The organism is Pseudomonas monteilii (assembly GCA_001534745.1).
Classification (GTDB): Bacteria; Pseudomonadota; Gammaproteobacteria; order Pseudomonadales; family Pseudomonadaceae; genus Aquipseudomonas; species Aquipseudomonas alabamensis.
Window position 1 is genome coordinate 3,990,156 of sequence record CP013997.1, and the last position, 25,394, is coordinate 4,015,549.

The window sequence follows — 25,394 nt, forward strand, 5'->3', positions numbered from 1 at the left end:
CGCCATGCCCTTGCGCCTGAGCTACGCGCACAGCAGCGCCAGCGGGCCACGTGCCGAGAACCAGGACGCCACGCGCCTGGTCAGCCCGGCCGCCTCGCTCGCGGCCAGCAAAGGCTACCTGTTCGCCCTGGCCGACGGCGTCAGCCAGTGCGCCGACGGGGGTCTGGCCGCGCGCGCCACGGTGCAGGCCCTGGCCCACGACTACTACGCCACCCCGCAGACCTGGGGTGTGGCCCAGGCGCTGGACCGCCTGCTGCTCGCGCAGAACCGCTGGCTGCACGCCAACGGCGGCGACCAGCCCTTGCTGACCACCCTCAGCGCGCTGGTGCTGCGTGGCCGGCGCTTCACCCTGGCGCACATCGGCGATTGCCGGGTGTACCGCTGGCACGACGGGCACCTGCAGCGCCTGAGCGAAGACCACGTCTGGCGCCAGCCGGGCATGCAGCACGTGCTCAAGCGCGCCATGGGCCTGGAGCAGCACTTGGTGGTGGATTACCGCGAAGGCGAACTGCGCACAGGCGAAGGGTTCCTGCTGGTCAGCGATGGCGTCTGGGCGACCCTGGGCGAAGCGGCGATCGCCGGCGTGCTGCGCGACGAGCCCGATCTGCAACAGGCCACCCAGGCGCTGGTCACCGCCGCCCACCTGGCCGGCAGCCAGGACAACGCCAGCGCCGTGCTGGTGCGCGTCGACGACTTGGGCGAAGCCAGCCTGGGCGATGCCCTTGACCAGGTGGAGCAGTGGCCGCTGCCACCGGCCCTGAAACCCGGCCAACGCTTCGAGGGCTGGCAGGTCGAGGCACTGCTGAGCCAGACCCGGCAGTCCCTGCTGTACCGCGTCCACGACGCCCAACGGCAACCCTGGCTGCTGAAAACCCTGCCCCTGCACTGCGACGGCGACAGCGAGGCCGGCCAGCGCCTGCTCCAGGAGGAGTGGTTCCTGCGCCGCGTGGCCGGGCGCCATTTCCCGGACGTGCACCCCGCCCGCGAGCGCCAGCACCTCTACTACCTGATGCGCGAACACCCCGGCGTCACCCTGGCCGAGCACCATCGTCGGCACGGCACGCTGAACCTGGCCCAAGGCCTGGACCTCGCCCTGCACCTGCTACGGGCGCTGGGCATGCTGCACCGGCGCAACATCCTGCACCGCGACATCACGCCCGACAACCTGCTGCTCGAGGAAGACGGCGGCCTGCGCATCCTGGATTTCGGCCTGGCCTACTGCCCGGGCCTGTCCACCCACACCGCAGGCGAACTGCCTGGCACGCCCAGCTACATCGCCCCGGAAGCCTACGCAGGCGCCGAGCCGAGCGTGGCCCAGGATCTCTACAGCGCTGGCGTGACCCTGTATTTCCTGCTGACCGGCCAATACCCCCATGGCGAGATCGAGGCCTTCCAGCGTCCACGCTTCGGTACCCCCGTGCCCGCCAGCCGCTACCGCCCCGACCTGCCCGAATGGCTGGTACACGTCCTCGACAAAGCGCTGGCCCTCGAGCCGGCCGAACGCTTCGAAACCGCCGAAGAATGGCAACTGGCGCTGCAACACGGCGAAGACCAGCCCAGCCCACGTCCACGCCCCTTGCTGGAGCGCGCGCCCTTGAAGGTGTGGCGCACCCTGGCCCTGGGGTCGCTACTGGCCAATGGGCTGCTGTTGATCTGGCTGATGCACGCATGAACACCCCTACCCCCACACCGCACCCGACGGTCCGCTTCCCTGATGAGGTACACCCCATGAACGCAAAAGTCTGGTTGGTCGGCGCCGGCCCCGGCGACCCCGAACTCCTGACCCTCAAGGCCGTGCGCGCCCTGCGCAGCGCCGAGGTGGTGATGATCGACAGCCTGGTCAACCCCGCCGTACTCGAGCACTGCCCCGGCGCCAAAGTCATCGCCGTGGGCAAACGCGGCGGCTGCCGCTCCACGCCGCAGGCGTTCATCCATCGGCTGATGCTGCGCTATGCCCGCCAGGGCAAATGCGTGGTACGCCTGAAAGGCGGCGACCCCTGCATCTTCGGGCGCGGTAGCGAAGAGGCCGAGTGGTTGAGGGATCGCGGTATCGACGTGGAACTGGTCAACGGCATCACGGCCGAGCTGGCAGGCGCCACCCAGTGCGACATCCCCCTGACCTTGCGCGGGGTCGCCCGCGGCGTGACCCTGGTGACGGCGCACACCGAAGATGACAGCACCTTGAACTGGCAGGCACTGGCGCAGAGCGGGACCACCCTGGTGGTGTACATGGGCGTGGCGAAGCTGGACGAGGTGCGGCGCGAGTTGCTGGCCGGGGGGATGGCCGGTGAGACGCCCGTGGCGATGATCGAGAACGCCTCCTTGCCGCAGCAACGGGTGTGTTTCAGCGATGTGAGCGGCATGCAGGCGGCGGCCCTGGCGTTCGACCTCAAGGCGCCAGCGGTGATGGTGATTGGCGAGGTGGTGGCGCAGGGGAGTCAGCGGCTGGGGCGTGAGGGTATCGAGGCGGTGGTGGGATTGGGGACGCAGGGGCTGTCGGCGTGAGGTGGCGGGTTACCTACGCTGGGGCCCCGGCATCTTCAATGTTGTCGAAGGACAGGTCGTAGCTTGAATCCGTCGTGGCAAGTACTCTCGCTCAATCCCAGACGCTCAACGTATGGAATAACGATGTGAGCTGGAAAAATCTGCGGTTGGGTGTTTCTCTCCAACTACAGTCTGCGCAGCTACTCAAGCTAGCTAAGCACATCGACCAGAGGCTAATCGAACAATGGGCCCGCAGCTGTAGGTCGTTATGGAAAGATTTGCTTTACCAAAATCATCTCCAGAAGGCGAAAGTGATATCTCGAAAAAGTGTCTTTTGAACCCTTAAAGCCGGGACGCTAGCCTGTCGAGGCTCGAAAATTATCTCAAAATCAATGAAATTCAAGTGGAAAAAAGCGCTTCGCTACCTCGAACAGTGTCATGCTCTATCGCCTCTCCACCGCAAAATAAAGCTTGCTATCACTAGCACCGAAGGCCTCTGCACCATAAAGGTACCTTTGCAAGGACGCGGTGCTTTACCGAGATAGCTCCGGTAAGACTACGTCGGCCAACCTGCCGTGTTGTTTGCTATACAGTGTGCTGCTTTCGGCACAATGGAATCTGAGAAACCTGAGCTCGGATTGGCTGGCGCCGAGCGACGAGCATAGTGGTTTTCATATGGTCATTGGTCGGCAGCTAGGTGAAACGGTTTTCAGCGGAACGCTGCAATTCTGTGAAGACCTCAGTGGAAAAATCCGGCCAGCACTCCTCAGCATTCCCCAACAGGCAGACCGCCCAGATTTGCGCAGAACGGTTGCGAACCTCGTGTACGAATCACTCCTGCGCCAGGATGCGATCAGTACCGCGTACTTGCCTGCTTAACACGGCAGGGTCACACAAGCGCGGCACTTCTAGGGGATCATATGCAGACCAACAGATCCGGTATGCGTGCCATTCGCATACCGGACACGCAAGGCAACTAGCGCAGAAGATTGGTCTTCGCCAAGTCCAACACCTCGTCACCCCGCCCGCTCATCACCGCCTTGAGCATGTACAGGCTGAAGCCTTTGGCCTGCTCCAGCTTGATCGCCGGTGGCATGACCAACTCCTGAGAGGCAGTGACCACGTCGACCAGCACGGGACCATCGTGCGCGAGCGCACGGCGCAGGGCGTCTTCCAGGTCTTCCGAGCGCTCTACGCGAATCCCCAGGATACCCATCGCGTTGGACATGGCGGCGAAATCGGGGTTGCGCAGCTCGGTGCCGGTGTCGAGGTAGCCAGCCGCCTTCATTTCCATGGCGACGAACCCCAGCGAGGCGTTGTTGAACACCACCACCTTCACGGGCAATTTCAGCTGCGCGAGCGAGATGAAGTCACCCATCAACATGCTGAAGCCACCGTCGCCACTCATCGAGATGACCTGACGGCCCGGGAAGGCGGCCTGCGCGCCCATGGCCTGTGGCATGGCATTGGCCATCGAGCCGTGGTTGAACGAGCCAACCAGGCGGCGCTGCCCGTTCATCTGCAGGTAACGCGCAGCCCAGACGGTGGGCGAACCGACGTCAGCGGTGAAAATCGCATCTTCGGTGGCCAGTTCGCTGAGTAGGCGTGTGACGTATTGCGGATGGATAGGACGATCGCCCTTGGACGGCACCGCCAGATCGTCCAGCCCCTCGCGGGCCTTGCCGTAGGCTTTCAGCGCGCTGTCCAGGAAGCGGCGATCGGTCTTGCGCGTCAGGCGTGGCAGCAGTGCAGTGAGGGTTTCGCCGACATCGGCCGCGATGCCCAGCGACAGGGTGGCGCGTCGCCCCAGCGCTTGCGGGTCGCGGTCAACCTGTACGATCTTGGCATCGCTCGGGAAGAACTGCCGGTATGGGAAGTCGGTACCCAGCATTACCAGCGTGTCACAGCCCAGCATCGCGTGGTAACCGGAGCTGAAGCCGATCAACCCCGTCATGCCGACGTCGAAGGGATTGTCCCACTCCACATGCTCCTTGCCACGCAGCGCATGAACCACCGGCGCGCCGAGCGCATCGGCAAGGGCCACCACCTGATCATGAGCCCCCGCGCATCCGCTGCCGCACAGCAGCGTCACCTTGTGGCTGTCTTCCAGCAAATCGGTCAGGCGCTGGAGATCGACATCCGTGGGCAGGATGCGTGGCTGCTGCAACGCAGGCCAGGCCGCCGGCTTTTCCTCGACCTCCAGCAGCGAGACGTCACCGGGAATCACCACCACCGCGACACCGCGATTGAGGATGGCCGAGCGCATGGCCCGGTGCAGCACCTGCGGCATCTGCGCCGGGTTGCTGACCAGCTCGATGAAATGGCTGCACTCCTTGAACAGCTCCTGCGGATGGGTTTCCTGGAAGTAGTTCAGGCCGATCTCCGAAGAGGGGATCTGCGCGGCGATGGCCAGCACGGGCACCCGGTTGCGGTGGCAGTCGAACAGACCATTGATCAGATGCAGGTTACCCGGCCCGCAGCTGCCTGCGCACACCGTCAACTCACCGGTCACCGCCGCCTCGGCACCGGCGGCGAAGGCCGCGACTTCCTCATGACGCACATGCATCCACTCGATGCTGTCCATGCTTCGCAGGGCGTCGGTCAGGCCGTTGAGGCTGTCGCCGGTGAGGCCCCAGATCCGTTTGATACCGGCCTGCTCGAGGGTCGAGGCCAGTTGCTGGGCCATGTTGATCTTTGCCATGAAAACTCCTGGTGCGAAGGGAAGGAAGTGATCGATGGAGTAGAGACAGGGGCGCGACGGGGGGTGTTCGTTTGAGTGTGTGAGGGAATCGTCATGTGGTGTGCTGCGGTTGTAGACGTGTTGCAAGACGCCGGTGCGTGCGGAGGTCTTTCAGGCTACCGCTCTGGGTAGGAGCGGATTCATCCGCGCGCACGGGCACAGCCGCGGCATGGGCTGTGCTGCATTCAGTGACTGACGTGCTTGAGCTCGGTGAGGGCGAGGTACACCGTAGGCGCATCACCCGACGATGCCGCCCGATAGCAGCCCAGCGCGCCCAGGTGCTGCACGGCGATGGCCGCCAGCTGCCAGGCCATGGACTCGTCCTCCAGGCTGAGTGTCCCTTCGAAGCCGAAGAAATCCATTCCCGTGCTTGCTTCCAACTCTTTCAACACCAGCGCGCGCTCACGCAGCGGCTCCGGTATCGAAGGGTTGCTCCAGGCCCACTTCCAGCTCGAATGGTTGGGCGAGAAGGAGCCGATGTTGAGGATCTGCCCTTCGACGGCCAGGCGGTCCTGCTCGTCGAAGAACTGCACGGTGGCCGTTTCTTGATCGAGCGACCAGCGTGCCATGTCGGCCAGTGCGTATTGATCGTGCAGCGCTTGTTGCTTGTCCATTAGGGCGTCCATGGACGTGTCTAGCAGGTGTTCGAAGGCTTCTTCTGACATGGGTCTTCCTTGTATGTCCGTTTAGGGTTTGGGGAGTTTGGCATAGGGTTGATGTTGCGTCAGGATGCTGTCAGAGATATGAAGCGGCCAGAGCCTTTGCTTTGAAGGCCTTCAGCACGGGAGATATCAGACAGGGGCTACTGCTATCGGCCTAGCCCGTGTACTCCGTCAAAGCGTGGTCAAACAAGCGCCCAGCACCACTTGCAATGTAAGACGCCGCCGACGACCTGTTTTACCGGCACGGCCCGGGCTATAATCTCGGGCGTGCCCGATCCATACGGCTTCTGTCTCATGTCTGTTTCCCATTCGGTAAAGGCGTGGTCGAAGTATCTGAAACTGTCATGCTGAACTTGGCTGTCGCCCAAAGTGCCATTGGATTACAGCGGACCCTGTTTTCGACCCTGGCGCTCCATTTCACGAGCCACAAAGGGGCATCGCTCTAAAAGCCTTCGCCAGGATCTAACGGATTGATCTTCCCAATGTTCTTCAGCATACTCTGCCCGAACTTCTATACACGCCGTTTCGTTAAGCCCGAGCTCATCAATAGTGAACTGAATAATGGAAGCCAGCGGGCCGTCCAGCCCTGGGCGCGGCAGGACCTGAAAACCCACAAACTCCAGTTCGAACCATTCGTCTTGCACAACGATTGGGTCCAGTAGATTTTTAACGCCTTTTCGTGAGTTCATCAAGGAACAGATCAGCCGGTAGTTGGCCCATTCGTACGCAAGCTGCCAGTTCTTGGTTTTTGCCACTGAGTGATCGACCGAACCAGAACCAGTAACCTTATGAATGTAAAAGCTTGTGTAAGAACACAATCGGCCATAGGACTTCATCAAGTCGGGAAGAGCTTCCGTCCAGTAGGCAGGAAAGTCGGATCCTTTGATGTCTTCCTTTCGGGCGGCAACGATATTGAATTTTTTACCGGCCGTGCGGACGACCTGATTTCCGACCATCTCGTCTAGAGCGCGCAATCCAGGCTTTCTCACTTTTTCATCAAAGTCCGTAGGTTCCTTAGCGAGCACGAGCCGAATCATTTATTCTCCAATACGTGATCACGAAAGCTACTCCAGCGAACCCAGAACCGGTCTACGTCGCTCAGGGTTTCACGCAGTGCTTTGTCAACCTTCCTAATTGCATCCTTATCTTTGCGCATGAGCTTTTTGTCGTGAACAGCGCTGTTGATGTCTCTTAATAATGTTTTAGCTTCTGTCAGTGCTCGCTCCGCTTCAATCGAGCGAGGTTCCCGTAGATTGAAAATTTCGGATGATAGCCACCCGTTGGCGTCGCCTCTACGGGAGAAGGGTAAGTGCCTAACCTCGACATGCTGTTCAACGAGGTCAAAATCTAGGATGCAGTCTTTTGTTGTATCATAAAGAGGCTCAACGGAGGCAAGTACTAACGGGGAATGTGTCGCTGCAAGTAGTTGAACGGGTATTCTATCGTTTTGACTCAACTCACTCATAACTTTCAATAACGCTGGTACTATTCTGCGTTGCCATTGCGGATGCAGATGACATTCAATTTCATCAATCAGAAATATGATTTCGCGAGCGGGTTTAACACCATACCTCTTCGACGCCTTAGCATGCTCGCGCCATGTCCAAACCAGTAAATACGCCAGCGCGCAGATCCGTCGCATGCCTGCCGATGCCAAGGGCAGTGGTACTTCCTGACCATATGGCATTTTCAGAGAGGGTACTTCTTCAACATCGTCGCCAATTTGCGTAGGCTCCCCGGGGGTGAGACGCTCTGTCTCGCACGGCGATAGCACCTCCAGCACTCGAACTAAATCATCAAAAGCTGCTTGTTGCCCTCTCTGCCAAAGCACCCAATCACGTATCAGCCCAACGCAATGCGTGACGCCATTCGCACCCACTAGGCCTTTCCAAACTTGCTCTGGCGTAAAGTCAAAACTTTTCGGGCGATCCCGCCCGACTTCATCGTCGTTTTTCCAGTAGTTCCTTGCCGGGTCCCAAACGGAAAAACTGCCATCGACGCCTGCATAGATCACGATTCCAGGGATCGTCGGACGGCCCTGCTTCAATGGCCATGTTTGCGTTCGGCGTACGAAGGTGCTGCTGTCAGTGACATCACCGGAGGTAGACTTGGTGTAGGAAAAACCGATCGACGGCTTAGCCGATGTCTCACCGGGTACCGCTTTGATTCCGCGGGCCCAGGTCCTCGTCAATACCCACCAGGCTGCATCAAGGATGAAGCTCTTGCCCAGTCCGTTGTCACCAGTCAAAAAATTAAGACGAGAGCTGAACTCCACATTCATCTCTGGGGCGGGTCCGACCCCTTTTAGATCCAATTTTTTGAGCATGCCGTCCCTCTTGCCTGTTTGGGTTCACGTAGGGACGATACTGTACCTGCAAGGCAAGAGCTTGTCGTTGCATGGAGGCCGGTTTTAGTCACCGAACCGGCTCAGCAGTAATGATTTCTGCAAGGGTTTGGGCCGTTGCCCCGCAGCTCCCCAAGATCACCGGTGACTCAACGAGTGTTGACTGCTCGCAAGTAGTGGTGATCAGAAGAGGGAAATCATAACGCCTCTATACCTAAACGCTCTTAAGCGTAGACGTCTCGCCCGCCGACGGAGGTGGTGACAGCCTTTATCGATCGGTTGCAGCCTTTCCCACGACCAGCTATGGCTGGATAGCTGCCGCTCCACGGATATCTGCTTTGCTTCACATGCGATGTTCGTCGACATCGATGACGGGGCGGTTTAACGTCAGAGACATGAAGCCGGCATGGAGAGCTGCCCGCTTTGATTGACATGGCGGCTTCAGGGACTGAGCGCAACACCCTCTTATTGAGTGAAGGATGGACTCTCATGATGTTTTGCCATCCTCTCAATCGGACATTGGTAATCAAAGCGTTGACGTGGACGAATGTTTAGCCCGGACGCAATGGCGTCCAGCTGCTCCTGGTTATACCCCGACAAATCAGTGCCTTTGGGTAGGTACTGACAAATCAGGCCATTGATGTTCTCGTTGCTGCCGCGCTGTCAAGGGCTGTGAGGGTCATAGAAATAGATCGACGCGCTGGTTCATTGTGTGATCTCGGCATGGCGAGCCCCTGATCGTAGGTCATCGCCTTGCGAGCGGCGACTGGCATGCGTTTCAAAGCGGCGCTGAAACCCTCCATGGCTGAGGTGGCAGTGGCGTCGTTTATCTTCACCAGCATCACGTAGCCAGTGCCGCGTTCGACCAGAGCTCCTACGGCAGAAGCATTGGCCTTGCCATTGATCAGGTCGCCTTCCCAATGGCCGGTCATCTAGCGATCCTCGATCTTTGACGGGCGCACGTGGATGCTGAACAGATCGGGAATTTGGCCTCGCCGATCGACGCCGCCGGAGCGTGGGCCCCGGCTGGTTTTGCCTTGGCGCAGGCAGATAATCGGCTCCTTGCTTGGCCTGCTGCTTGGACGCAATCGGACCAATGCCCCCAGCCAGCATCTGCTTAGTCCCCATACGCTTCTGCCGAGCATCTGCGAGACCGATGACAGGATAGTGCCAAATAAGGTCAGCCCCTCTCGCCCATCCGGTTTCACATACCGAAAGCGCCAGTCTTTGCGGCCATTAAGATAAACGAGGAGGTAAAGACCGTCGCCGTCGACAAGCTTGTAGAAGCGGTCAGTGGCTTGGCCGAGCGGCAGGCGATGTCAGTCAGGGGAGCAGTAGTGTGAGCCATAAGGGTAAACCCCTTTATCGAATCGACTTTACCCCAAACGTCCCCCCTAAATCGGCTGGAAGCTGTCGGATTTCGGCAGAACGCCATAACGAAAAAACCCGCCAGAAGGCGGGTTTTACGGGGTTCCAGAGATGTTAGTAGCCTTCACTGGAACCTGATGTGGTGCCGGAGACAGGAATCGAACCTGCGACCTTCGCGTTACGAGTGCGCTGCTCTACCGACTGAGCTACACCGGCGTGGAGGCAAACCTACCACTCCCGGCTCCTTTACGCAAATCCTTGTTCCCCCTCGATTATTTCCCCTCCCCTACCCCCTTCACGTCCCGGCACACCCCTTCGGCGCATAGTCCGCCTCCAGCGTGGTCGTGCAGCGCCATCCCGTCGCACTGCGGCTCAAGGTCAACGCCTTCCCGGTAACGCTGCCAGGACCATCGACCAGCGTGCAACTGAGCGTCGCAGTCCCATCGGCGGCATTGCCCGTGGCAGCAAGGGTGCAGTGTGCAGTGGTGCCCTGCCCGCCCAGGCTGGCGACGTCGGTCACGTCCTGCCCCTGGGCCAGGCGCAGCTCCATCGGGGTCTTGAGGGCGGAGACTTCCATCAGGCCAGCAGTGGCCTTGGCGCGGGACTGGTGGTCGGTGTACATGGGCACGGCGAGGGTGGCGAGGATGCCGATGATCGCCACGACGATCATCAGTTCGATGAGGGTGATGCCGCGTTGTCCTTGCATGCGGGGTGCTCCTTGCTGGGTAGTGAGACAGGTGACGCGGATCGGCCGGGCGGTGGAGGTATGGCGGGGCCGATACCTTTTGTCACGCCTGGGCGAGGGGTCGCCTGGGTTGCTGGACTACTCTAGTGGGCGCTGAGCGACTGGGGCATTTGAAGCTGTTACGTGTGTTGTCGCAAGGGGTTCGAGGGGCTGGCCAGGATGAGGGTCAGGTGTACGCCGGATGACAGGAAAGGAGGCCGTTCATGGATGAACGCAATCGTGTGTTCGTGTGGCAAGGGGTGGATGCGGCCGGGGCCGTGGTGAAGGGGCGACGGTCGGGGCGCAGCGCGGCGATCGTGCGGGCCTTGCTGATCCGCGAGGGGATCCGGGTGACGCGCCTGGGCGCGGCGGCGCCTTCGTGGCTGCGGTGGCCGGTGCGGCAGGCGCCGGTGAACCCGGCGGGGTTCAGTCGGCAGTTGGCGACGCTGCTCAAGGCGGGGATCCCGTTGCTGCAGGGATTCGACGTGATGAGCCGTGGGGGCATCGACGGCGCCAGTGAGGCGTTGCTGGCGAGCCTCAAGCGTGAGGTGGCCGGTGGCCTGGGGCTGGCGGATGCGATGCAACGTCACCCGGCCTGGTTCGATGCGCTGTATTGCAACCTGGTGCGGGTGGGCGAGCAGTCGGGGACGTTGGATCGGCAGCTGGAGCAGTTGGCCGACATGCTCGAGCAGCGCCAGGCGATGATCAAGCGGCTGCGCAAGGCGATGCTGTATCCGGCGTTGCTGCTGGTGGTGGGGCTGGGGGTCTCGGCGCTGTTGTTGCTGGAGGTGGTGCCGCGGTTCCAGGGGCTGTTCGCCGGCCTGGGCGGCGAGTTGCCGGTGTTCACGCAATGGGTGATCGCGCTGTCCGAGGGGCTTGCGGGTGCGCTGGGCTGGATCCTGGCGGTGGGCCTGGTGGGTGTGCTGGGGGCGAGGACGGCCTGGCGGCGACACCTGCCGCTGCGGCTGTGGACGATCCACGCGGTGCTGCGCCTGCCGGTCTTCGGCGCCTTGCTCAGTCAGGCCGCCCTGGCACGCTTCGCACGCGGTCTGGCGACCACTTATGCCGCTGGGGTGCCGCTTCTGGATGCGCTCGGCACGGTGGCCAGGGCCTGTGGCGACCCGTTGCACGAGCAGGCGATCCTGGCGCTGCGCCAGGGCATGGGCGGCGGGCAGAGCCTGAATGGGGCGATGGCAGGCGATCGGTTGTTTCCGCCGTTGCTGATGCAGATGGTCGCGATCGGCGAGAGCAGCGGGCGGCTCGACGACATGCTCGAGCGCGCCGCGCAGCATTACGAGGGGCAGACGCGGCAAACAATGGAACAGTTGACCGGCTTGCTCGAGCCGATGATTGTCCTGATCCTCGGGGTCGTGGTTGGCGGTCTGGTGGTCGCCATGTACTTGCCCCTTTTCCAGCTGAGCGCGCTGCTGTGATGAACACTGCATGGATCTTTCTTACCGAGCGGCCGGCGGTGTTTCTCACGCTGGCGGGGGTGCTCGGGCTGTTGGCGGGCGCGGTCGTGCGCTTGCTGGCCGCGCGCCTGCCTGGGGTGCTCGAACGTTACTGGCAGCGCGAGGCGTACGCGCTGCTGGGCTTGCCTTGCACGCCACCTGTGCGTTTCGAGAAAGGGCTGCTGGCGTCGCGATGCACGGTTTGTCACCACCGATTGCACGGCTGGCTCGATGCGGTGCTGCCCTGTGCACGCTGCGATGGCTGCCAAGCGCTGGGCGGCAGGTGTTATCCCTGGGTGGAGCTGACCTGCGCGGCCTTGACGCTGGTGGTGGCCTGGCACTGGGGCCCGAGCGAACAGGCCCTGGCCATGATGCTGCTGACCTGGTGCCTGCTGGCGCTGAGCTTGATCGATGCGCGTCACCAGATCCTGCCGGACGTGCTGGTGCTGCCGATGCTGTGGCTGGGCCTGATCGGCAACGCGCTGGGGCTGTTCGTGCCGCTACGCGAGGCGGTCTGGGGGGCGGCGGCAGGGTACGGCGTGCTGTGGACGGTGTTCTGGCTGTTCAAGTTGGTCACGGGCAAGGACGGCATAGGTTATGGAGACTTCAAGCTGCTGGCGCTGATTGGCGCCTGGGGCGGGTGGCAGGTCTTGCCGTTGACGCTGGTGCTGTCATCGATACTGGGCGCTCTGGCTGGGCTGTTGCTGCTGGGTCGGCATGGGGTGGCGTGGGGCACGGCGATCCCCTTTGGTCCTTATCTGGCCTCTGCGGGGTGGATTGCATTGCTCTGGGGTGATGAAATAGGCACCTGTTACCTGCAACTGATTGGATTTCGATGACGACCCTAGGCACAACCCCGTGGATCCTTGGCCTGACGGGCGGCATCGGCAGCGGCAAGAGCGCTGCCGCGCAACGGCTGGTCGAGCTGGGCGTGCATCTGGTGGACGCCGACCAGGCGGCGCGTTGGGTGGTCGAGCCGGGGCGTCCGGCCTTGGCGAGTATCGTCGAGCGGTTTGGCGTGGGCGTTCTGCAAGCGGACGGCCACCTGGACCGGGCCGCCTTGCGGCAGCTGATCTTCGCCGATCCGGTGCAGCGGCAATGGCTCGAGGCGCTGCTGCACCCGCTGATCGGGCAGGAGATCTTCACTTACCTGGCCAAGGCGCAATCGCCTTACGCGGTGTATGTGTCACCGCTGCTGATCGAATCCGGCCAGTACCGCAAGACCCAGCGTGTGCTGGTGATCGATACGCCGCGTGAGCTGCAGGTGCAGCGCACCTTGCAGCGCGATGGCACCAGCCCGGAGCAGGTGCAGGCGATCCTGGCGGCGCAGCTGTCGCGTGAGGCGCGTCTGCAGCATGCCGACGACGTGGTGGTCAACGACCGCGACCTGGCATGGCTGCACGCGCAGATCGATCGCCTGCATCACTTTTACCTGACTTTACGAGGAGGCCAGCCATGAGCCAGCCAATCACCGTTGAATGCCCCACGTGCGGCGCGCCCGTGGAATGGAAGGAGGCCAATGCGTTTCGGCCGTTCTGCTCGGATCGCTGCAAGCTGATCGACCTGGGGGCGTGGGCGGCCGAGGATCATAAGATTGCCGGGGCGGCTGAGTCTGAGGATGAGCTGTATTCGGGGGATCTGGAGCCTCGGCACTGAGGGGGGAGCGGTTGTTGCTGGGGGTTTGGGGCTTTGGTCAGGTAGCGAGTTGGCTGATGTTGTGGGCCCTGCGGGCCCAATCGCGGCACAGGGGCCGCTCCTACAGGGACCGCGATAGCCTGCAACGCTGGCGGTGGGGCTACGGATGTAGGAGCGGCGGGCTAGCCTCTGAGTGGTCGCAACTGACTGTACGGCCATGCCCCTCTTTCGCATCCGCGTCTCTCCTACCTTCCCTCCTCATACCGTCACAGTTTGCGACTAAGCTGTGTGCATGGATGACTCAGACTACCTGCGCCTGCTCACCATCCAGGCCGAGCAGGCCAATGCCTTTCTGTCCAATGCCCGCAAATGGGAGCGTGAGCGTTGGGTCTGCCAGCGCCTGCTGCAAGGCCTGAACATCGCCTACCGCAGCGAAGACTTCACCCCGGCTGAGCAGGAGCCTCCTGACGTGCTGTTCCGTGACGCGGCGTTCGAGGTGTTCTTCGTGCTGGACGAGGGGCGGCGCCTGAACGATGAGTGGCGCGAAGAGCTGCAACGGCGGCGCAGTGCGTTTTCGCTCAGCCAGTTGGTACGGCGCGAGGCACGTCCTCGGCGGATCAGCGCGTCGGAGCTGCTGCAACGGCTGGCGCCGACCCTGCGCAAGAAGGCGCACAACTACCGCGAGCGCGGGCTGGACCTGGGCACCTTGGACATCATCGCCTTCACGACTCTCAAGCGCGAAGTGCTCGACCTCAACAGCCATTTCCCGCCGCCGACCGAATACCTGCGCCAGGGCTGGCGCTCGCTGTCGGTGGTCGGCCCGACCTTCGCCCGTGTGCTGTTCGCGCACCCCGGCGCGCCGGACTTTCTGCGCGCCAACCTGGGCCGCAGCATCGTCTTCGACGTGGGCATCAGCCTGTGAGCCTCTGCCGCCGCGCCGCGCGATAGCGTACACTCTGCGTCATTGAAAGGACGTTCATGCTTCCCGGTCAGGACCCGCGCCCACGCGCGTGGCCTTGCCCGCACGTCCCAGTGCCCATTCGACGAGGCCCCGCATGACCAGTCGCCTGTCTCCCCGAGACCCGCGTCCTGTCGTTGACCATCGCCCCTCCCCTCGGCGCCCTGTCGGGTGTGAGCCTGCACGGCCTCTGCCGTGCCCTGCGCCGACCCTGTGCGTCGTCGGGCGGGACCTCGTTTTGCCGTCATCCCTGTGGACAGGTGCTCTGAGCTGCCTTGCGCTCGCCCTCCGCTGTCGGACGTCACGGCCGGCCTTCCAGGCCACGCATTCCTTTAACCTTACGAGACTCTCCCATGACACATCGCATCGTGATCGTTGGCGGCGGCGCCGGCGGCCTGGAACTGGCGACCCACCTGGGCAAGCGCCTGGGCAAGCGCAAGCAGGCCGACATCACCCTGGTCGACGCCAACCTGACGCACATCTGGAAACCGCTGCTGCATGAAGTGGCCGCCGGCTCGCTGAACTCCTCGGAAGACGAGCTGAACTACGTGGCGCAGGCCAAGTGGAACCACTTCAACTTCCAGTTGGGACGCATGAGCGGGCTGGACCGCCAGGCCAAGCAGATCCAGCTGGCTGCCACCCTGGACGAGGACGGGCGCGAGCTGCTGCCGGCCCGTGTGCTGAGCTACGACACTCTGGTCATCGCCGTGGGCAGCAACACCAACGACTTCGGCACCTTGGGCGCGGCGCAGCACTGCCTGTTCCTGGATACCCGCAAGCAGGCCGAGCGCTTCCATCAGCAACTGCTCAACCACTACCTGCGCGCCCATGCCGGCGACGTCGCCAGCGAGAAGATCAGCGTGGCCATCGTCGGGGCGGGGGCCACGGGCGTGGAGCTGGCCGCCGAGCTGCACCATGCGGCCCACGAGCTGGCCGCCTATGGCCTGGACAGCATCCAGCCCCAGGACATGCACATCACCGTGATCGAAGCCGGCCCGCGCGTGCTGCCGGCCTTGCCCGAGCGCATCAGCAAGCCGGTGCACAAGACCCTGGAAAAGCTGGGCATCACCGTGATGACCAATGCCTCGGTCAGCGAAGTCACCGAAGACGGCCTCAAGACCGCCAGCGGCGAGGTGATCCAGGCGCGCTTCAAGGTCTGGGCGGCGGGCATCCGTGCGCCGGCCTTCCTCAAGGACATCGATGGCCTGGAAACCAACCGCATCAACCAGCTGGTGGTGCGCCCGACCCTGCAGACCACCCTGGACGACGACATCTTCGCCTTCGGCGACTGCGCGGCCTGCCCGCAGCCGGACAGCGACCGCAACGTGCCGCCGCGCGCCCAGGCTGCGCACCAGCAGGCCTCGTTGCTGGTCAAGAGCCTGAAGGCGCGCCTGGAGGGCAAGCCGCTGCCGACCTACGCCTACCGTGACTACGGCTCGCTCGTGTCGCTGTCGCGCTTCTCGGCGGTCGGCAACCTGATGGGCAACCTGACCGGCAGCGTGATGCTCGAAGGCTGGCTGGCGCGGATGTTCTACGTCTCGCTGTACCGCATGCACCAGATGGCGCTGTACGGCACCTTCCGCACCCTCATGCTGATGCTGGGCAGCCGCATCGGCCGTGGCACCGAGCCGCGCCTGAAACTGCACTGACCTGCGCGGCGGGCGGCGTCGAAGCCGCCCGCCCGACCTGGCCAGGGTTCACGAGGTCGCCGGTCGTGGCTGACGACCCTTGTCGAGCCCCACCCCCATGGCGATCCACACCGCAACGCACAGCACCAGGCACACCACGTTGGTGCCGCCCCAGCCCACGCTGCTGAACAACAACGACGGCGCAAAGGCGCCCACGGTCGCGCTCAGGGCGATCACCAGGTCGTTCTTGCCCTGCACCTGGAACGCCACCGGGCTACCGTGCAAGGCCTGGGTCAGCAATGCCCCACCGCCCACGTAGGTCAGGTTCCAGCCCAGCCCGAGCACCACCAGCGACAGGGTCATCAGCCCATGGCCACCTCCGGCCAGGTTGAGCGCCATGCAGCCCAGCAGCAAGGCGAACCCCGTGTGCAAGGTGGTCTTGATCCCCAGTCGCCGGATGATCTGCCCGGTGAAGAAGGACGGCGCGAACATGGCGATCACGTGCCACTGGATCGCCAGGCGAATGTCGGCGAAGTCCGCGTGCAGGTGCCGCATGTGCATCGAGGCCTGGATCATCAGCAGGTTCATGACGCCATACCCGATACCCGCCACGGCCATGGCCACGGCGATGTCCGGCGTCACCCGGCGATCAGAGGCCGCGTCGGCGGTGTGCTGCCGCTGGACGGGCTGTGGAGCGTCCGTGGGCAGACAGACCGCCAGCAGTGCAGACACCATCGCCAGCCCGATGAAGGCGGCGTAGCACAACGAAAACACGGGGAAGCCCACCACGCCCCTCAAGGCCTCGGTCAGCAACGGCCCGAACACGGCCGCCAGCACGCCACCGGCCACGACCAGCGACAAGGCCCTGGGCTTGAGCGACGGGGGCAGATGGTCGGTCGCGGCGAACCGGTTGAAGTTGGCGAAGGCGATGTACACGCCCAAGGCCGCATGGCTGAGCACCAGGAGCCCGAACTGCTGCTGCGCGAGCGCCAGGTAACCTGTCACGCCCGCGACCAACAAGGGAATGGCGCCCAGCAGGAAGGCCTTCTTGCGGCCGATCGAGGCCATCAGGCGGGCCGCCGGGTAAGTCGCCAGCAGCACGAACAGGAACTGACAGCCATAGGGCACGGTGGCCCAGGCGGCGCTGGGCGCAAGGGCCGAGCCGACGATGGCCGCCATGGTGACCGACATGACCGCAGCCGTCAGGTTGATCGACTGCGCGGCGAAGTACAGGTAGGTGCGGCGGGGCAACGCATCGGTCATGGCAGGGGCTCGTTCGGGACGGGCGACGGGGTGTCGCTGTACGGTCCCCATGATCCCACCGCGCGCGTCGTGATCGGCGCACAGTCGACAAGCGTTCCGGCGAACTGTTAGCGTGTTTTTTCTAACAGCTGCCGGACTGCGTGATGCCCATGAGCGCCGACGCCTTCTACCCGTCCTTGAAACAACGCCTGCAGGCGGGCGAATGGGTGGCCGGTCAACGGCTGCCCTCGATCCGCACGCTCGTCGCCCGACACGGCGCCAGCTACCACACCGTGGTCCGCGCCTGCGCGCGCCTGGTCAGCGAAGGGCTGCTGGCTGCCCAGCCGGGGCGCGGTTACTTCGTGGCTGGCCAGACGGCGGTCGCAGCACCGCTGGCGCCTGAATTCACCGTGAACGACCCGCTGTTCAAGCTGCTGCAAGGGGGGCCGCAGTACACCAAGCTGGGCTGCGGATGGCTACCGGCGGCCTGGCGCGACACCGACCTGCTGACCAAGGCGATCCGTCGGACGGCGCGCCTGGAACAGCACTCGCTGGTGGAATACGGCGACATCTCCGGCCACCTGCCCTTGCGCAAGCAGCTCAGCGTGCACCTCAAGCGCATGACCCGCGTCGAGGCCTGCCCGAGCCAGATCCTCACCACCCTGGGCGCCACCCAGGCGCTGGACCTGGTGGCCCGCCTGCTGATCACGCCGGGCGACCGGGTGTTCGTCGACGAGCCGTGCAACGGCAACCTGATCAGGCTTCTGCAACTGGCTGGCGCCCAGGTGATCGGCATTCCGCGCCTGCAGGACGGCCCCGACGTCGCGGTCATGGCGCAGCACCTGGCCCGGCACCCCGTGAAGGCATTCTTCTGCAACAGCACCTTCCACAACCCCACCGGCGGCAACATCGCGCCGCACAACGCGTTCAAGGTACTGGGCCTGGCCGTGGCCCATGACATGGTGGTGGTGGAAGACGACGTCTACGGCGACTTCAGCACCACCCCGCGCCAGACCCTGGCCGAACTCGACGCCCTGAACCGGGTGATCTACATCGGCAGTTTCTCCAAGTGCCTGTCGGCGTCCCTGCGCGTGGGCTACATCGCCTGCGCCCGCGACTTCATCGAGCCCTTGACCCAGCTGAAGCTGCTGACCTGCGTGGCCGTCCCGGCGTTCTGCGAACGCTTCGTCAACACCATCCTCGCCGACGGCACCTACGCCGGCCACATGAAGGACCTGCAGCAGAAACTGATCGCCCGGCAGGCCCTGACCCAGCGCGCCCTGCGCACGCACGGCTGGACCTTCGACATCGTACCGACCGGTGGCATGTTCCTGTGGGCCTCGCACCCCGAACTGTCCGATCTGCACCCGTTCATGCAGGCCCTGGAGCGCCAGCGCGTGCTGCTGATGCCCGGCTCGTCGTTCTCGGTGACCCGCGACTACCGCCACCTGGCCCGCATCAACTGCACCCACTTCACGCCTGCCCTGGAGGGGCTCTTTTCGGTGGAGTCGATGCGGGAGTAATGAGCTGCTAGTTATGAGCTGCAAGCTATGAGCTTCAAGCTGCAAGTAAAAGCGGACCGCGCTGGATGAGCAGGCATGCTCAGCTTGTAGCTTGTAGCTTGCAGCTTGCAGCTCGTGACTTGCCGCTCAAAACCTCCCCAACCGGTAAGCCGCCATGCCCTCCCCGCCCGCCTGGTCAGCCAGGCGGCCGATCCATTCGGCGGTCACGGCGGCCTGGGTCAGCCCCAGGTGCTGGTGACCGAAGGCCAGCAGCACGCGGCCGTCGCAGACCCGGTCGATCACCGGCAGCGAATCCGGCAGCGACGGGCGAAACCCCATCCAGGGCGTGGCGTCCCGTGCATCGAGGGGCTGTCTGAACAGGCCCTGGCTCAGGCGGTGCAACTGCCAGGCACGCTGCATGTTCGGCGGTGCCTGCAACCCTGCGAATTCCACCGTGCCGGCCAGGCGCAGCCCGTCGGCCATGGGGGTCATGATGAACTTGCGCTCCAGCGACGTGACCGCGAACGGCAGCCGCTGGTGTTCGTGAGGCAGCATCAGGTGATAGCCGCGCTCGGTGTCCAAGGGCACACGTGTGCCGGTAAGCGCCTGGGTCAGCCGTGCAGAGTGCGCGCCGCAGCTGATCAGGGCTTGGCGGGCGGTCAGCACCCCTTGGTCGCTGCGCAGGCTGACCCCGTCGCCGTGCAGCCAGCCGCTGTCGACCTGCGCCTGGAGAAAGCGCACGCCGCTGGCCTGGGCGGCGGCGAACAGCTCGCGTACCACGCGGTAGGGGTCGAGGAAATGCCCGGTGCGCGGGAAGTACAGCCCGCCACGCAGGGTCTCGCTGAGCTGGGGGGCCGCCGCCTGCACCGCGTCGGCCGACCAGGCCTCCACCGGCACGTCGTGTTGCTGCAAGCGTGCGCGCAGCGCCTCGAGCACGGCCAGGGATTCGGCCCGCTCGAATACCAGCAGCGAGCCGTCCTCGCGAAACAGATCGCTCCGCTCGATGGACGCCAGCAACCGTTGCCAGGCCCCCAGGCTGGCTGCGTTCAGCGTGCGCAATCCTGTCACGCTGCGCTGGAACGGCGCCGGGCGCAGGTTGAGCAGCAGCCGGGCGAACCAGGGCGTGGCCTTGGGCAGGTATTTCCAGTCCAGGCGCAGTGGGCCCATGGGGTCGCGCAGCATGCCCGGCAGGCGCCTGAGGATCGACAGGTCGGCGATCGGGAATACCTGTTCGGTGGCCAGGTGCCCCGCGTTACCGAAGGACGCACCCTGGCCGGGCGCCTGCCGGTCGATCAGGGTGACCCGACGGCCCTGACGGGCCAGCTGCAGGGCACAGGCGACGCCGACGATGCCGGCGCCGACCACGAGCAGGTCATGGGCAGGATGAGGATCATGCATGGGTCAGCCTTCCCGTTCGCCATCGAGCAGACGCCGTAGGTGCAGCGGGTTGGCAGGCTTGAGCGCCTCGGGCAGCAAGGCCTCGGGGAAGCCCTGGTAGCACACCGGACGCAGGAAGCGCTGGATGGCCGCCGTGCCCACCGAGGTGCTGCGTGCATCGGAGGTGGCCGGGAACGGCCCACCGTGCACCATGGCATCGCACACCTCGACGCCAGTGGGCCAGGCGTTGACCAGGATGCGCCCGGCCTTGCGCTCCAGCGTCGGCAGCAGGGCCTGGGCGCAAGCCAGGTCGCCGTCGTCCAGGTGCAAGGTGGCCGTCAGCTGCCCTTCCAGGTGCTCGGCGACCTGGCGCATCTGCTCATCGCTGTCGCAGGTCACCAGCAGGGCCGTGGCGCCGAAGATCTCGGCCTGGAGCGCAGGTTCCTCGAGAAACGCCTGGGCCTGGGTCACGAACAGGTGTGCCTGGCCCTGATTGGGCCCGGTACCCGGCTGCCCCTGGGCTATGCGTTCGGCCTGGGCCTGGGCGCCCAAGGCCGTCACCCCGGCCTGGTACGCGTCGAAGATCCCGGGCGTGAGCATGGTCTGCGCAGCGCTCTGGTGCAGCGGCTCGCTCGCACAGGCGATGAACCGTTGCAAGGCCGGGCCCTGCCGGGCGATCAGCAAGCCCGGGTTGGTGCAGAACTGCCCGGCGCCCTGGATCAGCGAGGCGACGAACCCTTGGGCCAGGGCATCAGCCCGCGCGCTCAAGGCGGCTTCGAACAGGAACACCGGATTGATCGAGCTCATTTCCGCGTAGACGGGAATGGGCTCGGGACGCGCCTGCGCCGCCTGGCACAAGGCAAGCCCGCCGCTGCGCGAGCCGGTGAAGCCGACGGCCTTGATACGCGGGTCGCGGACCAGGGCGATGCCGACCTCGCGTCCGGATCCGTGCAGCAGGGAAAACACCCCTTCCGGCAGGCCACAGGCTTGCACGGCACGGGCCACGGCCTGGCCGACCAGCTCGCTGGTGCCGGGATGGGCGCCATGGGCCTTGACCACCACCGGGCAGCCGGCCGCCAGGGCCGAGGCGGTGTCGCCGCCGGCCACGGAAAAGGCCAGGGGGAAATTGCTGGCACCGAACACGGCGACCGGCCCTAGCGCGATGTGCCGCTGGCGCAGATCGGGCCTGGCCAATGGCTGGCGCTCGGGCTGCGCGGTATCGACGCGGACGTCGAGCCATTCACCGGCTCGCACGACACGGGCGAAGGTGCGCAGCTGGCCGCAGGTCCGCGCACGCTCGCCCTGGAGACGTGCGGTCGGCAAGCCGGTCTCGGCCACGGCGCGTTCGATCAGGGCACTGCCCAAGGCTTCGATTTCGTCGGCAAGGGTGTCGAGAAACCGCGCACGGTCTGCCAGCGACGTCTCGCGGTAGGGGTCGAACGCCGCGTCGGCCAGTGCGCAGGCCTGGTCCACATGGCTTGCGTCGCCACCGGGGTAGACGGGCGCCAGTGCCTGGCCGGTGCTTGGGTCGATGGCCTGGATGGCCTCACGGGTGCCGGCCACGGGGGTCTGGCCGATCAGCATCTTGCCTGTCAGGGTCATGGAGCCTCCAGTCGAATTCAAGAATGGGGAGCCGCCTGGCGGCCCCCGGATCGTCAGGCGACGTTCTGCTGCGCCGACCAGTCGGCGTACCAGGTGCGGAACAACGCGTACTGCTGCTCGGCGTAGCAACGCTGGGCCTCGCTGAGCACATCACTGGCGTTGAAGTGCAGGCCGTATTCGGTGTCGCCGTTGAGCACCATCAGGTGCTTGTAATACAGCACCAGGTCGCAGCCTTCATCGAACGACGAGAGCACTGCCAGGGCGGCTTCCAGCTCCCGCGCCAGGCGCCGTGCGCGGGCATCGCCTTTGGCCGCCTGCTTGCTCAGGCTCACCAGGTGCAGTACTTCGCGTGGCAGGGCGTTGCCGATGCCGGTGATGGCGCCGGTGGCGTTGCAATTGACGAAGCCATGCACGACCTGGGTGTCGACCCCGACCATCAGGGTCACGTCGTCGTCCTGGGAGGTGATGTGCTCGGCGGCATAGCGCAGGTCGGCAGCGCCGCCGAACTCCTTGAAGCCGATCAGGTTGGGGAACTCACGGCGCAGCGCGAAGAACAGGTCGGCGCGGGTGGCGAAGCCGTAGTAGGGGCTGTTGTAGATCACCGCCGGCAGCGTCGGCGCGGCGGCCAGGATGGCGGAAAAGTGATGCTGCTGGGCGATGGGCGAGGCGCCGCGGCTGAGCACGCGCGGAATGACCATCAGGCCGGCGGCGCCGACCTGGGCCGCATGGGCCGCGTGGGCCACCGCTTCACGGGTATTGACCGCTCCGGTGCCGACGATGGTCGGCACACCGGCCGCCACCAGGCGCGCCACGCCTTCCTGGCGCTCGGCCTCGGTCAGCAGGGGCCAGTCGCCCATCGAACCGCAGTACACCACCGCGCTCATGCCGGCCTCGATCAGCTCACGGCCCTTGCGCACCAGGGCGTCGAAGTCCGGTGTGCGGTCCGGGGTGCAAGGGGTCATCAGGGCGGGCATGGTGCCGGTGAAGATGCTGGTGTTCATGGTTGTCGCTCCTCGTGGTCGTGTGGGAAGGCCGGGGTCAGATGCCCCAGGCGAAAGGGTCTTGCTCGTCGATCAGCAGCGTGCTGTCGGCGGTCAGGTGCGCCCGCCCGGTGATGAAGGGGCGAATGCGTTCACCGTCGCGCTCGTAGCGGCCCTGGAACCGGCTGCCGGTGATGCTGGCCTGGACCCAGGTCTGACCGGGGGCGAGCTTGCCGTCGGCGGCCAGGCAGGCCAGCTTGGCGCTGGTACCGGTGCCGCAAGGCGAGCGGTCATAGGCCTTGCCTGGGCACATCACGAAATTGCGGCTGTCGGCCTCGGCGTCGTCGGCGAACAGCTCGACATGGTCGATGGGCGCACCGTGTTCGCCGGTGATGCCCTGGGCGGCGAGTGCTTCGAGCAAGGCCCAGGTGTACGCGGTGAGGGCCTCGCGGTTGTCCAGCGTGAGCGACTGGCCGTGCTCGGCGACCAGGAAGAACCAGTTGCCGCCCCAGGCGATGTCGCCATGCACCACGCCATGGCCCGGCAGCTCGACGGCCACCTGCTGGCGGTAGCGGTAGGACGGCACGTTGCCGACGGTGACGGCGCCGTCCTCGTGCAGGGTGGCGCTCACCTGGCCGACCGGGGTGTCGATCAGGTGCACGCCGGGGACGATCAGCCCCAGGTGCTGCAGCGAGGCGATCAGCCCGATGGTGCCGTGACCGCACATGTTCAGGTAACCGGCGTTGTTGAAGAAGATCACCCCGCACGTGGCGTCGGACGATACCGGCGGGCTGTACAGCGCGCCCACCAGCACGTCGTTGCCCCGTGGCTCCAGCAGACAGGCCCGCCGCCAGTGGTCGTGCTGCTCGCTCAACTCATCGCGCTGCTGGGCCATGTCGCGCCCGTACAGGGTGGGAAAGCCGTTCATGACCAGCCGCGTGGGCTCGCCGCCGGTGTGGGAATCGATGACGTGGATGCGTTTCATGGGCGTGTCCTGTGCAAGAAGCTCGAGCGTTTCAAGAGGCCGTGGCCGCAGCGCGTGGCGTGGCTACCCGTTCGGCGTCGGTTTCGCTTTCATCGTCGCTGTCCAGCCGCACCAGGTGCGCCGGTACGCCGGTGGCCGCGCCCCAGTAGTAGATGCCCAGGGCGCAGACGGCCACGATCAGGGTGTCCGCCGGATGGCCGATGACGCCCAGGCCGCCGAAGCTGCCCAGCCAGGACAGCAGGATGGTCACGGCGTAGAAGCCGATCAGCCATGCCGAGCTGCGCACCTGCTGGGCTAGCGACAGGTGCTCGGTGGGCACGAAGCGGGCGCACAGCAGGTACAGCCCGAACATCACGATCTGCAGGGCCAGCAGCCAGGACACGGTCTTCCAGCCGGACCAGTACACGATCAGCGCGGCGATGATGAACGACAGGGGGCCGAGCACGCCCATGCCCATGACCCGGAACGGGCGCGGCAGGTCGGGGGCGTTGCGGCGCAGCGCGGCGACGGTGACCGGGGCCACGGCGTAGCTCAGCACCAGTGCGGCCGAAACCACGTTGATCAGCGCTTCCCAGGACGGGAACGGCAGCGTCCAGAACACCGACAGCGCAAACGTCAGCCACAGGGCCGGCCGCGGGATGCCGGACTCGGCGTCGATGCGGGTGAAGTAGCGGAAGAAGGTGCCGGTCTGGGCCCAGCCGTAGATCACGCGCGGGGTGGCGTTCATGTAGATGTTGCCGCAGCCGCTCGGCGAGATCACCGCATCGGCCACCACCAGGTAGGCCAGCCAGCCGACGCCCAGGGCCAGGGCGATGTCGCGGTATGGCAGCGCCAGCGCCTGGGTCACGCCGGCCCAGCCGTCGACCAGCATCTCGGTCGGTACGCTGCCGAGGAAGGCCAGTTGCAGCAGGGCATAGATCGCCGTGGACAGCAGCACCGAGAGGATCAGCGCGATGGGGATGGTGCGCTGCGGGTTCTTCACCTCGCTGGCGACCGAAATGATCGGTGTCAGCCCGAGGTAGGCGAAGATGATGCCGCCGGCCGACACGGCCATTTCCACCCCGGACAGGCCGAACGGCGCGAAGCCTTGGACCTCGAAGTTTTCCGGTTTGAAGAAGGTGAACAGCACGCCGATCACCAGCAGCGGCACGATGAACTTGAACACGCTGATCAGGTTGTTGGCCTTGGCGAAGGTCTTCACGCTGCGGTAGTTGAGGAAGAAGAACAGCCCCAGCAAGGCGAACTGCACCAGCCATCCCAGGACGGTCGGGTCACTGGAGCCGGTCTTGGTCAGCGCGGGGAACCAGGCGGCGGCGTATTGCCGCGAGGCCACCACTTCGATGGCGATCAGGCTGGAGAACGCGATCAGGGTGATGAAGCCCATCAGGTAGCCGAGCAACGGACCGTGGGAGTACACCGGGTAGCGCACCACGCCGCCGGCGCGTGGCAAGGCGGCGCCCAGCTCGCAATAGACGATGCCCAGCAAGAGCACGGCAAAGCCACCGAGGAACCAGGAGAGGATGCCGGCCGGCCCGGCGATGGCCGAGACGTGGCTGGCCGCGAACAGCCAGCCGGAGCCGAAGATGGCGCCCAGGCCGATGAAGGTGAGGTCCAGCAGGGACAGCTGTTTCTTGAATTTGCCTGACATGAGTTCGCCTTTTTGTTGGTTATTGGATAGGCAGGTCTGTCACGAAAAACGGTGTGGCGTGCCG

The 25,394-nt window shown here is 64.7% G+C and carries 19 protein-coding genes, 1 tRNA gene and 1 pseudogene; 9 read left to right on the forward strand and 12 right to left on the reverse strand.

The window, feature by feature from the left end; genetic code table 11:
* Window positions 1-4: 4 nt before the first annotated feature.
* Both APT63_17060 and APT63_17065 read left to right on the forward strand, forming a co-directional pair.
* On the forward strand, window positions 5-1,672 hold the full coding sequence (locus APT63_17060) for a protein kinase (GenBank protein ID AMA47195.1): 1,668 nt from the start codon (window positions 5-7) through the stop codon (window positions 1,670-1,672).
* A gap of 56 nt (window positions 1,673-1,728) precedes the next feature.
* A complete protein-coding gene (locus tag APT63_17065; GenBank protein ID AMA47196.1) occupies window positions 1,729-2,505 on the forward strand; it encodes a uroporphyrin-III methyltransferase in 777 nt (258 codons plus the stop codon).
* A 955-nt stretch (window positions 2,506-3,460) separates the two neighbouring features.
* On the opposite strand, the gene APT63_17070 is transcribed toward APT63_17065, so the two are convergent.
* The 6 genes and pseudogenes from APT63_17070 to APT63_17095 all read right to left on the reverse strand — a co-directional run bounded on the left by APT63_17070 (window position 3,461) and on the right by APT63_17095 (window position 10,304).
* Window positions 3,461-5,185 (reverse strand): pyruvate dehydrogenase, encoded by a 1,725-nt coding sequence (locus tag APT63_17070; GenBank protein AMA47197.1) that lies wholly within the window; start codon window positions 5,183-5,185, stop codon window positions 3,461-3,463.
* A 224-nt stretch (window positions 5,186-5,409) separates the two neighbouring features.
* The gene (locus APT63_17075) at window positions 5,410-5,889 is read right to left on the reverse strand and encodes a hypothetical protein (protein ID AMA47198.1); all 480 of its coding nucleotides are present in this window, start codon (window positions 5,887-5,889) and stop codon (window positions 5,410-5,412) included.
* Window positions 5,890-6,266: 377 nt separating this feature from the next.
* A complete protein-coding gene (locus APT63_17080; protein AMA47199.1) occupies window positions 6,267-6,923 on the reverse strand; it encodes a hypothetical protein in 657 nt (218 codons plus the stop codon).
* A 1,970-nt stretch (window positions 6,924-8,893) separates the two neighbouring features.
* Window positions 8,894-9,294, reverse strand: a pseudogene (locus tag APT63_17085) (transcriptional regulator).
* A gap of 444 nt (window positions 9,295-9,738) precedes the next feature.
* Window positions 9,739-9,814 (reverse strand) — tRNA-Thr (locus tag APT63_17090).
* Between the two features lie 79 nt (window positions 9,815-9,893).
* Entirely contained in the window at window positions 9,894-10,304 is a 411-nt protein-coding gene (locus APT63_17095) for a fimbrial protein (GenBank protein ID AMA47200.1), read from the reverse strand.
* A 242-nt stretch (window positions 10,305-10,546) separates the two neighbouring features.
* Between APT63_17095 and APT63_17100 the strand changes: the two genes are divergently transcribed.
* From APT63_17100 to APT63_17125, 6 genes are all read left to right on the forward strand, one after another.
* The gene (locus APT63_17100; GenBank protein AMA47201.1) at window positions 10,547-11,755 is read left to right on the forward strand and encodes a type II secretion system protein F; all 1,209 of its coding nucleotides are present in this window, start codon (window positions 10,547-10,549) and stop codon (window positions 11,753-11,755) included.
* Entirely contained in the window at window positions 11,755-12,612 is an 858-nt protein-coding gene (locus APT63_17105; GenBank protein AMA47202.1) for a methyltransferase, read from the forward strand. The genes APT63_17100 and APT63_17105 overlap by 1 nt, the downstream gene beginning before the upstream one ends.
* Window positions 12,609-13,232: a dephospho-CoA kinase gene (locus APT63_17110; GenBank protein AMA47203.1), complete on the forward strand. Its 624-nt coding sequence runs from the start codon at window positions 12,609-12,611 to the stop codon at window positions 13,230-13,232. Before APT63_17105 ends, APT63_17110 begins: the two co-directional genes overlap by 4 nt.
* Entirely contained in the window at window positions 13,229-13,429 is a 201-nt protein-coding gene (locus tag APT63_17115; GenBank protein AMA47204.1) for a DNA gyrase inhibitor, read from the forward strand. The genes APT63_17110 and APT63_17115 overlap by 4 nt, the downstream gene beginning before the upstream one ends.
* Window positions 13,430-13,700: 271 nt before the next feature.
* Window positions 13,701-14,330, forward strand: a complete 630-nt coding sequence (locus tag APT63_17120) for a hypothetical protein (protein AMA47205.1) — start codon at window positions 13,701-13,703, stop codon at window positions 14,328-14,330.
* A gap of 389 nt (window positions 14,331-14,719) precedes the next feature.
* A complete protein-coding gene (locus APT63_17125; GenBank protein AMA47206.1) occupies window positions 14,720-16,015 on the forward strand; it encodes an NADH dehydrogenase in 1,296 nt (431 codons plus the stop codon).
* Window positions 16,016-16,063: 48 nt separating this feature from the next.
* Here APT63_17125 and APT63_17130 read toward each other — a convergent pair whose 3' ends face one another.
* On the reverse strand, window positions 16,064-17,257 hold the full coding sequence (locus APT63_17130) for an MFS transporter (protein AMA47207.1): 1,194 nt from the start codon (window positions 17,255-17,257) through the stop codon (window positions 16,064-16,066).
* A gap of 149 nt (window positions 17,258-17,406) precedes the next feature.
* On the opposite strand from APT63_17130, the gene APT63_17135 reads away from it, so the two are divergent.
* Window positions 17,407-18,759: a GntR family transcriptional regulator gene (locus tag APT63_17135; GenBank protein ID AMA47934.1), complete on the forward strand. Its 1,353-nt coding sequence runs from the start codon at window positions 17,407-17,409 to the stop codon at window positions 18,757-18,759.
* A gap of 126 nt (window positions 18,760-18,885) precedes the next feature.
* Here the strand turns inward: APT63_17135 and APT63_17140 are convergent, their stop codons facing one another.
* Genes APT63_17140 through APT63_17160 form a run of 5 tightly spaced genes read right to left on the reverse strand, consistent with a single transcriptional unit; the run spans window position 18,886 to window position 25,330 of the window.
* Complete coding sequence (locus tag APT63_17140) at window positions 18,886-20,136, reverse strand: FAD-dependent oxidoreductase (GenBank protein AMA47208.1); 1,251 nt, start codon at window positions 20,134-20,136, stop codon at window positions 18,886-18,888.
* 3 nt (window positions 20,137-20,139) lie between these two features.
* Window positions 20,140-21,717, reverse strand: a complete 1,578-nt coding sequence (locus tag APT63_17145) for a 2,5-dioxovalerate dehydrogenase (GenBank protein AMA47209.1) — start codon at window positions 21,715-21,717, stop codon at window positions 20,140-20,142.
* Window positions 21,718-21,770: 53 nt separating this feature from the next.
* Window positions 21,771-22,718, reverse strand: coding sequence for a dihydrodipicolinate synthase family protein (locus APT63_17150; protein ID AMA47210.1), 948 nt, complete (start codon window positions 22,716-22,718; stop codon window positions 21,771-21,773).
* Window positions 22,719-22,755: 37 nt separating this feature from the next.
* Window positions 22,756-23,682, reverse strand: a complete 927-nt coding sequence (locus APT63_17155) for a hydroxyproline-2-epimerase (GenBank protein ID AMA47211.1) — start codon at window positions 23,680-23,682, stop codon at window positions 22,756-22,758.
* 31 nt (window positions 23,683-23,713) lie between these two features.
* Window positions 23,714-25,330, reverse strand: coding sequence for an aspartate:proton symporter (locus APT63_17160; protein ID AMA47212.1), 1,617 nt, complete (start codon window positions 25,328-25,330; stop codon window positions 23,714-23,716).
* Window positions 25,331-25,394: the final 64 nt, after the last annotated feature.